Raw genomic sequence first — 13,789 nt, 5'->3', positions numbered from 1 at the left:
CCACACCCCATCGGCCCACCACCAGGCACACGAACACGGAGCCGTCGGCAGCGCCGTCACGGCCATCGGATCGGGCACCGCACGCCACGAACACCATGCCCCATCGGCCACCGCCGGATTTACGAACGCTGAGCCCGTCGGCAGCGCCGCCATCCGACCGCGCACCGCAGGCTACGAACGCCACACCCCATCGGCCCACCACCAGGCACACGAACACGGAGCCGTCGGCAGCGCCGTCACGGCCATCGGATCGGGCACCGCACGCCACGAACACCACGTCGCGTCAGCCCCATCACGCGAACCAACGCGGAAGCCCGACCCAGCCACAGCCCCCGCGAATCGGTCTCTACGAACAGCGCAACCCGCCGGCCGTCGGCGAGGCGCACTCCGCCAGATCACGCCACACGAACGGAGGACCCGTCGGTCGGGGCCACTCAAGCCGACTAAGACGGCGTCAGCGTCCTTGCCGCGGACCGGCGCCACGACCCGTGATTCCGTGTCGCAGCACCAGCCGCTGCGCACGCCCGGCTGCCATGTTTCACGACAAACAATGAGCGCACCGGGTCTCGAAGACCCGGTGCGCTCAAGTGTTCGCGTTGCGTCGAGCTATGGCTTCGGAGGCTTCGTCGCGCCAGCGACGACCACCGGGGCCGGCTTCCGCTCGGCGGTGTCGAGGACCGCGACCGGTTCGCCACCGCTCGCTGGAGTGCCCTTCGTGCCCTCGGCGGCGCCGGGCGGGCGTGCGCCAGGGGAAGCCCCTGCGCGCCCAGGCGCCTGGTCGGGCGCGACCCGCGGCGCGACCGGATTGGCAGGGCCGCCGACGGCTACCCCCGCCGGGTCGAACGACCGCGCAACCTTCGGAGCGTCGGCCTCTGCCGAGGCCACATCCGGCACCCCCTCCGGAGCCTCGGCGATCGCGACCGACAACGGCTCCACAGCCGTCTCGGTGGCGGCTGCGGCTACCGCGGCGGGAGTCGACTTCGGCGTCAGGCTGGACGGCGCCTGCCACTCGATGTGCGGCGGCTCGGCGATCGCCGTGCCGCCGAAGTCCGCCAGCCATGCCGCCACCAACGCCAGGTTCTCTCGCCACACCGACTCGGGGATGGGCGGCAGGATGTCGTCCCACAGCGACAGGAACGTCCCACGGAGCTGAAGCTGTCCGTACGGACGGGCCAGAAACCACATGTGCAGGTGGGCCGAGCCGTCGCCCCACCGGTTCACGTGAACCCGGGCCACGCCGTCAAGGGATCGAACCGCACGCTCGAGCCGGACGGTCATCACGCCGAGCTCGGCCGCCAGGAGGTTCGGGAGGTCGCCGAGGTCGAGGTGCGAGCGGGCCTCCAGGATGAGCACCATGGGCAGGCCGGTCGGCCGTTCCATCGCGCGTACCCGCCAACGTTCGCTCACCCAGATGTAGGCGTCGTCCGGGGTGTTACAGGCGACGCAGTCGGCTGCGTCTTCGCCCTTTCGCCGGGGCTCGGCGTCGACGGGGTCGGCAAGGCTCTTGACGCGCAGATCGCCCTCGAACGGGAATGAAGGCCACTTGGTGTATGCGGGGACCGAGTCGGCGGAGTGAGGCACGAGGGTGACCCTATCGGAGGATGCGGGCCTCCGTCCTTCCCCATTTCGGGCGGTCGAGGCCCGCTCCACCCTTGTTCATCCACAGGCCCACAACCCCTCCGACACGGGGTTTCGCTGTTTTCGGGGGGTGCCTGTGGACAACGCCTGTGTAAAACTTCCGGCCCTCGCGAATCGGGTTTCACGTGAAACGGCCGCGAACCCGAGTGGGGTTCGCGGCCGTCGAGGCCTACACGCGGCTACTCCTCCGGAGGCGCCTCGTTCATGCCGATGATTCCCACGATCCGCTCGAGGTCGTCGACCGTGGCGAACTCGATCGAGATCTTGCCCTTGTTGCGACCGAGCTCGACCTTGACGCGGGTGTCGAAGCGATCCGACAGCCGGTCGGCCAGGTCCGTGAGCGCGGGCGCGACCGCCCGCACGCGACGCTTCGCCGGGGACGCCGACTTGGCCGGCCCGTCCGCGAGCGCGAGCGTCACCAGTTCCTCGGTCGCCCGCACCGACAGACCCTCCGCCACCACACGGTGCGCGAGTTGCTCCTGCGTGTCGGCGTCATCGAGACCGAGCAACGCACGCGCGTGCCCGGCTGAAAGGACACCAGCAGCCACCCGACGCTGTACGACCGCCGGCAGGTTGAGCAACCGAATCGTGTTCGAGATCTGGGGGCGGCTCCGACCGATCCGCCGCGCCAGTTCCTCGTGCGTCGCGCCGAACTCGTCGAGCAGCTGCTGGTACGCGGCCGCCTCTTCGAGCGGGTTGAGGTTGGCCCGGTGGATGTTCTCCAGCAGAGCGTCCCGCAACATCGCGTCATCCCGCGTGTCGCGCACGATCGCAGGGATGGTCGTCCGCCCGACGGCCTGGGCGGCCCGCCAGCGGCGCTCACCCATGACGAGCTCGTAGCGGCCGCTCTCATCGGTCTCGCGCACCACGATCGGCTGCAGGAAGCCGACCTCCTGGATCGAGACCTTCAGCTCGTCGAGCGCCTCGTCGTCGAAGACCGACCGCGGCTGACGCGCGTTCGGCACGATCGCGTCGACAGGCAGTTCGGCGAAGCGCGCGCCAGGAACCGGTGCGAGCTCCGGACCGGGGTCTGTCACCGCGGGAGCCGGAGCCTCGGCCACGGGTTCCGGCTCAGAAACCTCAGCGGGTACGGGCGGCGCCGGCTTCTCGGCGGGGGGAGCGGACACCTGGGCGGGCGCGGGCGGCGCGCTGACGACTGGCGGCGCCGGCGGTGCGGCCGGTGCCTCGGTCTCCGCCGGGGGTGGGGCTACCGCCACCGACGAAGCCGGTGCCGGCGCGGTCGGGATCAGGGCGCCAAGCCCTCGCCCGAGTCCGCCCCTCGGACGGTTCTTCATGCCTTGCCTCCCTTGACGCCACGGTCGGCGATCTCCTGGGCCGCCTCGAAGTAGCTGGTGGCGCCTCGCGACCCCGGATCGTAAGTCATGACCGACTGGCCATAGCTCGGCGCCTCGGAGACTCGGACGTTGCGGGGGATGACCGCACGCAGCACCTTGTCGCCGAAGTGGTTGCGCACGTCCTGTTCGACGGCGTCGGCGAGACGGGTGCGGCGGTCGTACATGGTCAGCAGGATGGTCGAGACATCGAGCGTCGGGTTGAGGTGCTGGCGTACCAGGTTGATGTTGTTGATCAGCTGGTTGAGCCCTTCCAGCGCGTAGTACTCGCACTGAATCGGAATCAGCACCTCTTGGGCGGCGACGAGCGCGTTGACCGTCAGCAGGCCGAGAGACGGCGGGCAGTCGATAAAGACGTAGTCGAAGGTGTCCGGGTGCGCGGCGATCGCCCGAGACAGGCGGGACTCACGCGCGACAACCGAGACGAGCTCGATCTCAGCACCAGCAAGATCAATCGTTGCGGGTACGCACCAGAGGTTCGGGATGCCCTCGACCGCTTGGGCGACGTCCGAGAGCGGCACGTTGTCGATCAGGCAGTCGTACACGTCTGGAATGCCGGCATGATGCGGCACGTTCAGACCGGTCGACGCGTTTCCCTGCGGGTCGAGGTCGACGACCAGGACGCGGTTGCCATGCAGCGCCAGTGCGACGGCTAGGTTCACGGTGGTCGTGGTCTTGCCCACTCCACCCTTCTGGTTGGCGACGCACATGATCCTGGTGTGATCCGGGCGCGGCATGGTGACCACACCGCTCGGGTTCAGGATCTGCACAGCGCGCAGTGCCTCCATGGCCAACGGTGGGTCGTCCTCTTCGCGCGTGGGGGTTTCACGTGAAACGTACGCGTCGGTCACCGCTTCCTCCGGGATCGCCTCGGGTGCCACGGTGGGTGCGTCCGTCCGAGGCTGGGCAGGCCGGGGCGGGGCGACATCGACCCGATCCGTGGTAGTTGCCGGCTGCGGTCGGGGAGCCGGAGCCGGATGGCGCTCAGCCACGTCGGGCCGACCCGGATATGCGGTGTTGCCACCGCCCTCCGGGCTAGAGAATGGTACGGCGAGAGGGACTCGCGTTGCTGACCCGGACCCGTCAGTTGCGCTGGCGGCTGGTTCCGACTGTCCACTCGCGACTCGCGGGTCGGGTACCGGCGCCCGCCTGCCTACGGCCCAACCATCGGGCCCGGTTTCACGTGAAACATGAGGCGTCGTCGCGCCGGGGTCGTGGCTGCCGTTGTCATGCACGGTGTCGTCCCTGTCCGCTCGGGGTGTTTCGGCTTCGCCGAAGCTCGAGGTGATCGCGTATGGCGGCGACATCGCTCCGGCCGGCCCAGCCGAGGCACTGTGTTCCTGGTCGACCGGCGCAGGGGAGTGGGGTCCCTCCACGCGTTCCGCACTATTGCCGCGCGGCCAGCCTACGGCCGATCTGCGCTCGGGGCCACGGCTGTTCGGCCCGTCAGCGGTTTCGGTACCCGAGTGTGGAGGGACAAACACCAGGAACCCGTCAACGAGTCGCAGGTAGCCACCCCGACGCGGCGTCGCGACCGGCGGCCAGCCTGTGCCACCCACCGGAACCCGACGGGAACCTGACACGGAACCACGCCGATTGGCGCTCTTCCCCGTCTGTTCCGGGTTTTCCGCATCGGCTTCGTTCACCTGGTCGACGTCCGCATTCGACGCCGGACGCGGAACCTTGCCGTTTGGCCTGGGTGTGCGCCCGCCAGCTCCACTCGGTGGCTGATTTCTGGCCTTTCGCCTCATGTCAGACGTCGCCGGCTGGTCTTCTCGCCCACCCTGTCGCGCCGGCGCCGACTGCGCATTGGATCGTTGGCCAGCCAGGTCTTCCTGGTTTGCTTCGTTAGCCCGTTCCACGTACTTAGCCGCCTTACGACCAGCCCCGCCCGATGTGTGCCGGTAGTCATTCCGACCCGGCTCACCACCCCGCATAACCGAACCAGACACCGCAGAACCTCGACTCGAATCGCGCGATCCTCTGCCCTTACTCGATCCACCCGACTCGCCTGCCTCAGGACGAGCCGGGACGCTGCCGCCGCTCGGCCGCTTGTCGCGTCCGCCACGGCCCTTGGTCGCGGTCGGCGACGACGGGCGCGGCGGCGCGGACGTGTCGGACGATTGCCGGTCGACCTGCCTACCCGCGGAGGTGCCTTGGCCGCGCTTCGACCCGGCGCCGTCCGAACCAGAACCACCCGAACTGGAGCCCCCCGGCACCAGGGCATCCGCACTGGAGCCCCCCGATGCTGAGCCGCCTGCCTTGGAGCCACGCGACGCCAGGCCATCTCTCTTGGAACCTCGCGGTGCCGGACCATCCGCCTCAGAACCCCGCGACGCCGAGCCATCCGCCTTGGAACCCCGCGACGCCAGGCCATCTCTCTTGGAGCCACGCGGTGCCGGACCATCCGCCTCAGAACCCCGCGACGCCGAGCCATCCGCCTTGGAACCCCGCGACGCCGAGCCACCCGCCTTGGAGCCACGCGACGCCAGGCCATCTCTCTTGGAGCCACGCGGTGCCGGACCATCCGCCTCAGAACCCCGCGACGCCGAGCCATCCGCCTTAGAACCCCCCGACGCCGAGCCACCCGCCCTAGAACCCCACGACGCCGGGCCACCCGCCCTAGAAGCCCCCGACGCGAGCCCGTCCCCCTCGGAACCGCGCGACGCGAGGCCATGAACACTGGAGCCGTTGGATGCCCGGTCGCCCGAACCGGGATCGTCCAAGCCGGGACCGCCCGAACTCGAGCTATCTGGACCGTAGTCACCCGAACCGGAGCTAGCTGAGCTGGAGCTACCTGACCTGGCATCGGCTGACTCGGAGCCATCCCGCTCAGGGGTCGCTTGAGCTCGCGGGGCCGGTTTGCTCTTGGTCACGTCACCGCGGTCGCTGCGAGACTTGGTCGCGCCATCGCCAGCTAGCCCGCGTCGCGCGGTGGCGGCCGTGCGGCGGGCAGTCCGGGTGGGTTTGCCCTGGCCGGCCTCGTCGTCCGCCCCCGCATCTAGGACCAGACGGCCCTGCTCAACGCGCTCCGCCTCGTCTTCGTGGTTCGGCACGGCCGCGGCGTGTGCATCTGACAGGACGTCAGGTGCACCAGCGGCCGACGCCGTGCGTGGCGACGTCGTGCTTTTGCGACGTGCACGCGGGACGACTGCTGGCGCGCCGCCGCCGTCGGGTGCTTGGCGTGTCCGGGATGAGCGCCCGTCCGAGCGATCCCGGTTGGCGGGGGACTCCAGCTTCTCCGGGCTACGTGAGCCCGGAATGGGCAGCTCGAGCGGGAGCTGTGGATCCGCCGGGGTAGACGCGGGGCGACGTCGCGCCGCAGGGCTTGAGTTGGTGCTGGTCTTGGACCGCGGCCGACCCTTGCCCGCAGCCTCCGGGAGGACAGCGGCGAGGGAGGCATCCGAGACCAGCTCAGGTGCCAGGTCCGCACCATCGGGACGGGCAGCGGTGGATCGTGCGCGGACCGGACGCGCGACCTTGGATCGCCCCACCGACCGCGCAGCCGCCGACCCGTGAGCCGCCGACTCCGTGGGACCTGATCCTGTGGATGCTGATGCGGACGTTGATCCAGCCACCACCGAGTTCGAGGCCGCTGATCCAGTCCTAGCCGATCTCCCAGCCACAGACCGCTGACGAGCGGATGTCGATGGGCCAGACGCCGAAGGATCTGGCTCCGCGCGGTCTGCGTGCTGCCTCGGCGGCTTCGACGACGAGCGAGGTGCCGACGTAGTCCGCTTCCGCACAGCTGGCGATACCGCCTTGTCGGGCGCCTTCGGGTCAGTGCGATCGCCGGCGTCGAGCGACGGCTTTCGCGTGGCGCGCCCACTACCACCGGCTTCCGACGGTGCGGTGTCCGGCTTCCGGCGACCACGCGCGCTACCGGACTCCGGCGAAGTCGCAGGGTTCAGCGAGCGAGCTGCCGGCTTAGGCCGACGGCTCGCGGCCTCAACGCCGGCCGAGGTCAAAACGTCAGGTGCGTTGCCCGAACGTGAGGCCTGCGGTGGCATGGCTTCAGTCCCACGCGAAGGCCGCGATCGAGGGGCGCCGTCAGCGGCAGACGCCGGCGCGTTCTGCGCCTTGGCGACACGCGATCGAGTCGAACGGCCCGCGGACGAGGACGGGCCCGCCTCGCCCCCACCGCTGGCCGACGTTCGTGAACCAGAAACGGCACCCCGTGCTCGAGGGGCGGCCGACGAGCGCCGCGCCGACGCAGGGGGTGGGTCGTCCGTAGACGGCGGGGAAGAGGTCTCGAACCCAGGTGCTGGTCCCCGCCGGCCCATCTAACCCCTCCGCGTTCTCCCGCGCCTCCCGCCGTCCTGAGCGGACCGGCGGCGACCCCGGTCCGCCGACCGGGGGTGTGCCGGCTCGACTACGCGCTCGCGGACGATTTCCACCACCGTCGTCGGCGGGTCGACCAGGCCGACCCCGCAGTGCCGGACGACCGGCGTGGAACCACCCAGTCGACCGATCGCGTCCTGGTGTTCCGCGATCTCGTCGGAGGCCGACGCGCCCTTGAGGGCGAGCAGCCGTCCGCCGGGTGCGGTGAGGGGGAGACACCAGCCGGCGAGCCGGTCGAGCGGCGCGACCGCCCGAGCGGTGACCACGTCGGCGGGGACAAGCGCGTCCCGCACCTCCTCGGCTCGGCCGCGGACGACTGTCACGGTCTCGTCCAGGCCGAGCGAAGCCACCACCTCCGCCAGGAAAGCGGTCCGTCGTGCCAGTGGCTCGACCAGGACCATGGACAGGTCCGGCCGCGCCACCGCAAGCACGATACCGGGCAAACCCGCCCCAGACCCCACGTCAACCACCGAAGCGCCGGACGGGATCAATTCGGTCATAGTGGCACAGTTGAGCAGGTGGCGGTCCCAGATGCGGGGGGCCTCGCGTGGGCCGATCAAGCCGCGCACCACGCCGTCCGTCGCCAGGAGTTCCGCGTAGCGCGCGGCCAGTGGGAGGCGCGCACCGAAGAGCGTCCGGGCCTGCTCATGAAACGGCCCGGGTGGCATACCACCCGGGCCGAAAGACTCATCCACCATCAGGGAGCCGGGCGTACGACGATCCGGCGGTGCGGCTCGACGCCCTCGGACTCGCTCTCCACACCGGCGAGAGCGTTGACGACATCGTGTACGCACTTGCGCTCGAACGCCGACATCGGCTCGAGGCGCACGGACTCGCCGTACTCCTTGACCTTCTCGACCGCGTTCTTGGCCACCGCGGCGAGCTCCTTGCGGCGGTTGGCGCGGTAGCCACCCACGTCGAGCAGCAGTCGGCTCGGCGAGCCCGTCTCGCGGAAGACCGCCAGGCGGGTCAGCTCCTGCAGCGCCTCCAGCGTGGCGCCGCGCTGGCCGACCAGCGGCTGGAGACGGCCGCCGACGACCTCGACCATCGGGCGGCCGCCGGACACGAGCTCGTCGATGTCGCCGTCGTAGTCGAGGATGTCGAGCAGGCCCTCGACGTAGTCCGCGGCGATCTCGCTCTGCCGGAACAGGTCGCTGTCGCTGGTCTCCTTGGTCTCGGCGACAACGGCGCCGGCCTCGTCGGCCTCATCGGCCTCGTCCGCGTCGTCCGCCTCCGCGGGCGGGTCGGTGAGCTCCGCCTCGTCGGTCACGTCAGCCTCTTCCACCCGCGCCGCGGCCTCGTCGTTCTCCTCGTCGAACGGCTTGTCGGTGCGGGGGATGCTGGTCTCGGTCACGGTGTCATCTCCGTATGTCTGTCGCCGGACCGTTGGGTCCGCTGGTCAGCCCGGGCGGGTGAGCGAGTCACCCACGGCCGGGCACGTCTGTGTTCGCGAGGCGCGGCCGGCGGAGGAGTCACCGGCCGCAGCGCTCACTTGCGTTTCGCCGGCCGGCGGCCGCCGGCCTTCTTCGGGTTGACCGGTTTAGCGCCCGGCTTGGGCGCCAGCGCCTTTCCGTCAGCCGCGGGCTTCGCATCGGAGGACGCCTGCGCCCCGTTGGACTTTGCGTTCTGCCGCGACGCCGGCTTCCCGTTGGCGGCGCCCTTGCCGACCGCCTTCGGCGCCGCGCCGGGCTGCGGGGCAGCGGCCGACTTGGCCGCGTCGGTGATGCGGCTGAGCAGGCCACCGGACTTCGGCTGCGCCTGGGCCTCGCGGGCCGCGGCGGCGGCGCGGGCCTTCTCGCCGGCTTCCGAGTAGCGGTTGACCGTGCTGGCCTTGCTGACCGGCGGCGGCGGGAACTTGCGCAGGACCCACTGCTGCTGAGCGAGCGTGAAGAGGTTGTTCGTGACCCAGTAGATGATCACGCCGATCGGGAAGATCGCACCGGAGATCAGCAGCGACGCCGGGATGCCGTACAGCATGATCCGCTGGAGCATCCGCTGCTGCGGGTCCTCGGCCCAGCCGGTCTTGAGGATCATCTGGCGGCTGGTCAGATAGGTCGTCGTGATCATGATCGCGACCAGGATGGCCGCGATGACCTTCACGGTGACGACGCTCGCGTCCAGGGCGGCGAGCTCCGTCGCGCTCGAGCCGAACCGGCCGGAGATGGGTGCGGTGAACAGGGTCGCGTGCGAGGCGCTGTCGAACTGCGCGGCCGTCCAGCCGTACAGCTCCTTGGCCTGGTTGTTCGGGTTGACCCGTTTCAGGACGTGGAAGAGGCCCAGGAAGACCGGGATCTGCAGGAACATCGGAAGGCAGCCCATGAGCGGGTTCGCCTTCTCGCTCCGGTACAGCTCCATGATCTCTTTCTGGAGCGTTTCCCGGTCACCCTTGTGTTTCTCCTGCAGCTCCTTGACCTTGGGCTGCAGGGCCTGCATAGCGCGTTGCGACTTGATCTGTTTGACGAAGATCGGGAAGAGGATCACGCGGACCGTGACGACCAGGAAGAAGATCGCCAGGATCCACGACCAGGTGGTGCCGAGCACCGCCTTGTCGGGCACGCCGATGGCATCCCACACCCCGTGCCAGCGCAGCAGGATCCACGAAATCGCGTAGTAGATCCAGTCAAGACTGATGTGCACCAAGGGCTCCCGTCACTCGGCCAGGGGGTCCGCCGCGTTGGCGGGGCGACGACGACGCGGTTCCGGCACCGGGTCGTAGCCACCGGGGTGGAAGGGGTGGCAGCGCAGCAGCCGCCAGATCGCCAGGCCGGTTCCACGAATGGCGCCGTGCCGCGACACCGCCTCGAGGGCGTAGGCGCTGCACGACGGGTAGAACCGACAGCGAGCCGGCAGTGCCGGGCTTATCCAACGACGGTACGCGATGATGCAAAAAGCCAGTACGCGGGCGGGGATGCTGTTGCGTTCGGGTGTCGAGTTGCTGATGGTTTCCTGAGAACTCACGACCGCTCCCGTCCGTTTCGGCGCGGTCGGCGCCCGTCGCCCTGTTCCGGATCGCGCGCCTGGGCGATCGCCCGGTCCAGATCGACACCCAGCCGCTGGTACGAGCGGTCGGCCGCCCGTGGCAACGCCCGGACCACCAGGGTCGTGCCTGCCGGCAGGGTGTCGAGGCGCTCCCGGGCGAGGTGCCGCAACCGGCGCTTGACCTGGTTGCGGACGACGGCGCCGCCAACTGCCTTGGACACGACAAAGCCGACGCGCGCCGGCGGTGTGGCGGTGGCCGCACCGGAGGCGGACGTCGGCTGGTCGAGATCGTGCTGGTGGGACTGCGGGTCCGGCTGGGACGGCAGCGTCAGGTGGACGACCACCGCTCCGCGACCGGCGCTGCGGCCGGTGCGGACTGCGGCGGAGAACTCGGCGCGGCGCCTGAGTCGCTGCGCGGCGGCCAGCATCGCTGCCCTACTTCCATCCCGGTGCCGGACTGAGGTCAGGCCGACAGCTCCTTGCGGCCCTTCGACCGGCGGGCGGAGAGGATCGCGCGGCCGGCACGGGTGCGCATGCGCAGCCGAAAGCCGTGGGTCTTGGCACGCCGGCGGTTGTTCGGCTGGAAGGTGCGCTTGCTCACGTCAGGCTCTCCGTCGTCGGGCGGCCCATGAGGAGGCGGGCCGGGTCGTGTGGTGGTCGATGCGCGTGGTCGACGCGTCGGCCGACTTGCTCGAGCTGCGCGAGGCGTCTAGCGCATCTACCGCAGCAAGCATCCGCCACCCTACCAGAGGGCGACGGAGCGGCCGCTCAAGCCTACGCACGGACGCAATGACCGTCAAACACCGGCAAACAGCGCGTCGTCGCAGGCCGCGGCGGGTACGACGCAGCGCGGACCTGCCCTCTTTTGTGCGCACCGGGGAGGCAGTTCTGTGGACAACGGTTGTAGGGGTGTGGACAACGCTGTTAGCGTGCCGGGTTGCTGGTCGGCGATCTGGGGGGCTCACGACTGCCATACGGGGCAAAACCGGGCGAGGTGGTCAATCGTTCGGCACGGTGTAGCCACACCGATGCCGGATCGGCTGAGTCCGAGTCGTCGGTTCGTATGACTAACGGCACCACGATCGGCCAGCACACAGGCTGTGGACAACTTGTGGACAGCGGTCAGGCCAGCCGCCCGTACGCGGGGGTTGTGCCAGGTCAGGGCAGGTCTGAGACGAAGGCTCGCCGTGGCCGAGCACATGGAGCGAGGGGGGTGGCAACGGGGTGTCCGAGACGATCGATCTCGCCGGCGTCTGGATGGCGGCGACGGACGAGCTCGCGGATGAGATCGTCTCCGCCCAGCAGCGTGCCTACCTCCGCCTGACCCGGCTCCGCGCCATCGTCGAGGACACCGCACTGCTCTCCGTGCCGGACGCGTTCACCCGCGACGTCATCGAGTCCCGCCTGCGCCCGGCGATCACCGAGGCGCTGTCGCGCCGGATGGGCCGCGCGATCCAGGTCGCGGTCACCGTGCGCCCGCCGGAGGACGGCCAGGGCCGCCCCGCCGGCACCGTCTATACGGGCGCACCGGAAACCCCCGGCGGATACGCCGCGCCGTCCTTCCCTCCGCAACAGCGCAGCACGGCTCCGGACGACACCTCGACCGACCGGCCCCACCTGGCGCCGGCCCCGCTGCCGAGCCAGCTCGACCTGCCGCAGCCGCAGAGCCCGGCCGCCCCGCCGGCACCCCGCCCGGCGCTCGCCGCCCAGCCGGCCTCACCGCCACCCACCACTGCGCAGCCGCCGGCGCAACGACCGAGCCCGACGCCGCGCGCCGGCGACTCGGACGCCCGGTCGACCAGCAACGCCAAGGACGAGCAGGTCACCGCGCTCAACGCGCCGACCGCCCTGCACAGCGTCATCCAGCCCAAGCCCAACCCGCCGCTGGACCCGGTCGACCCGGCGCCGACGAGCCCCGCCGCTCCGGCAACGGCCCCGAGCCGCCCGACCGGCACCGGCGCGGTCGGCACGGCCCGCCCGCCGGTCCCGTCGGCCAACCCGCAGCCGCGGGACGTCGACCGCGACCGGCAGGACGTGCTCTTCGCCACCCCGTACCCGCCGGTCCCGCCCTCGGCCACCCCCGGTTATCAGTCGGGCGGCACCACCTACGGCACGCCGTCGCCGTACTCGCCGCGCCAGCAGACGCCCCCCGCGGACAACCGCGACCGCCGGCCGGGCGGTGACAACCGCGGTGTCCTGCCCTTCGACGAGCCGCCGACCCAGCCGATGCGCCGGGAGAGCGGCTCCGACAGCGGCCCCGGCCGCCGCGACGACCGCCGGACCGGTGCCGACGGCGGTGGCAACAGGCTCAACCCGAAGTACATGTTCGAGACGTTCGTCATCGGCTCGTCCAACCGGTTCGCGCACGCCGCGTCGGTGGCGGTCGCCGAGTCGCCGGCGAAGGCCTACAACCCGCTGTTCATCTACGGCAGCTCGGGACTGGGCAAGACGCACCTGCTGCACGCGATCGGCCATTACGCCACGACGCTCGGCAACGCCCGCTCGGTGCGCTACGTCTCCACCGAAGAGTTCACCAACGACTTCATCAACTCGCTGCGGGACGACAAGACCAGTGCGTTCCAGCGCCGCTACCGCGACGTCGACATCCTGCTGATCGACGACATCCAGTTCCTGGAGAACCGCGAGCGTACGCAGGAAGAGTTCTTCCACACCTTCAATACCCTGCACAACGCGAACAAGCAGATCGTCATCACGTCCGACCGCTCACCGAAGCAGCTGGCCACATTGGAGGATCGGCTGCGGACCCGGTTCGAGTGGGGGCTGCTCGCCGACATCCAGCCGCCGGACCTGGAGACGCGGATCGCGATCCTCCAGAAGAAGGCCGCGCAGGAACGGTTGTACGCGCCGCCGGATGTGCTCGAGTTCATCGCGTCCCGGATCGCCAACTCGATCCGCGAGCTCGAGGGCGCGCTGATCCGGGTGACCGCGTTCGCGTCGCTGACTCGCTCCCCTGTGGAGCTCGCGATCGCCGAAGAGGTGCTCCGCGACTTCATCCCGGACGGCTCCGGCCCGGAGATCACCGCCGACCAGATCATGGTGTCGACGGCTGACTACTTCGGAGTCTCCCTCGAAGACCTCCGCGGCCACTCCCGCTCGCGCGTGCTCGTCAACGCCCGCCAGGTGGCCATGTACCTCTGTCGTGAGCTGACCGACCTGTCGTTGCCCCGGATCGGGCAGGCGTTCGGCGGCCGCGACCACACCACGGTGATGCACGCGGACCGGAAGATTCGCCAGCAGATGGCCGAACGGCGCTCGCTCTACAACCAGATCGCCGAGCTGACGAACCGGATCAAGCAGAGCTCCTGATAGCACCCGGGTATTCGCAACCCGGTCGCGCTCGATCCACGAACTAGCGCCTTATCCACAGGCCGTCGTCTATCCACAGACCGGCGCTGTTTTCCCCAGCTTGCCCACAGGCGTACCCCCAGCGGTGTCCACACGACGAAAAACCGTCGCTG

The 13,789-nt window shown here is 70.2% G+C and carries 10 protein-coding genes; 1 reads left to right on the top strand and 9 read right to left on the bottom strand.

The window, feature by feature from the left end; translation table 11 throughout:
• Positions 1-606 precede the first annotated feature (606 nt).
• The 9 genes from AB0J88_RS27850 to rpmH form a co-directional block, all read right to left on the bottom strand.
• Positions 607-1,581, bottom strand: coding sequence for a hypothetical protein (locus tag AB0J88_RS27850; RefSeq protein WP_364350667.1), 975 nt, complete (start codon positions 1,579-1,581; stop codon positions 607-609).
• 236 nt (positions 1,582-1,817) lie between these two features.
• A complete protein-coding gene (locus tag AB0J88_RS27845; RefSeq protein ID WP_364350670.1) occupies positions 1,818-2,933 on the bottom strand; it encodes a ParB/RepB/Spo0J family partition protein in 1,116 nt (371 codons plus the stop codon).
• A complete protein-coding gene (locus AB0J88_RS27840; protein WP_364350673.1) occupies positions 2,930-3,982 on the bottom strand; it encodes a ParA family protein in 1,053 nt (350 codons plus the stop codon). Before AB0J88_RS27840 ends, AB0J88_RS27845 begins: the two co-directional genes overlap by 4 nt.
• A 3,291-nt stretch (positions 3,983-7,273) precedes the next feature.
• The gene (gene rsmG, locus AB0J88_RS27835; RefSeq protein ID WP_364350676.1) at positions 7,274-7,999 is read right to left on the bottom strand and encodes a 16S rRNA (guanine(527)-N(7))-methyltransferase RsmG; all 726 of its coding nucleotides are present in this window, start codon (positions 7,997-7,999) and stop codon (positions 7,274-7,276) included.
• Positions 8,000-8,028: 29 nt separating this feature from the next.
• Positions 8,029-8,685: a R3H domain-containing nucleic acid-binding protein gene (locus tag AB0J88_RS27830; protein WP_364350679.1), complete on the bottom strand. Its 657-nt coding sequence runs from the start codon at positions 8,683-8,685 to the stop codon at positions 8,029-8,031.
• A gap of 134 nt (positions 8,686-8,819) precedes the next feature.
• Complete coding sequence (gene yidC, locus AB0J88_RS27825) at positions 8,820-9,962, bottom strand: membrane protein insertase YidC (RefSeq protein WP_364351039.1); 1,143 nt, start codon at positions 9,960-9,962, stop codon at positions 8,820-8,822.
• Positions 9,963-9,980: 18 nt separating this feature from the next.
• Positions 9,981-10,271 (bottom strand): membrane protein insertion efficiency factor YidD, encoded by a 291-nt coding sequence (gene yidD / locus AB0J88_RS27820; protein WP_364351042.1) that lies wholly within the window; start codon positions 10,269-10,271, stop codon positions 9,981-9,983.
• A 14-nt stretch (positions 10,272-10,285) separates the two neighbouring features.
• Positions 10,286-10,738: a ribonuclease P protein component gene (gene rnpA, locus AB0J88_RS27815; protein WP_364350682.1), complete on the bottom strand. Its 453-nt coding sequence runs from the start codon at positions 10,736-10,738 to the stop codon at positions 10,286-10,288.
• A gap of 35 nt (positions 10,739-10,773) precedes the next feature.
• Positions 10,774-10,911, bottom strand: coding sequence for a 50S ribosomal protein L34 (gene rpmH / locus AB0J88_RS27810; RefSeq protein ID WP_089255422.1), 138 nt, complete (start codon positions 10,909-10,911; stop codon positions 10,774-10,776).
• Positions 10,912-11,567: 656 nt separating this feature from the next.
• Here rpmH and dnaA point away from each other — a divergent pair.
• Positions 11,568-13,637: a chromosomal replication initiator protein DnaA gene (gene dnaA, locus AB0J88_RS27805; RefSeq protein ID WP_364351045.1), complete on the top strand. Its 2,070-nt coding sequence runs from the start codon at positions 11,568-11,570 to the stop codon at positions 13,635-13,637.
• Positions 13,638-13,789 lie beyond the last annotated feature (152 nt).

Source organism: Asanoa sp. NPDC049475 (genome assembly GCF_040676915.1).
GTDB lineage: Bacteria > Actinomycetota > Actinomycetes > Mycobacteriales > Micromonosporaceae > Asanoa.
This window is presented reverse-complemented; position numbering and strand designations above follow the sequence as displayed.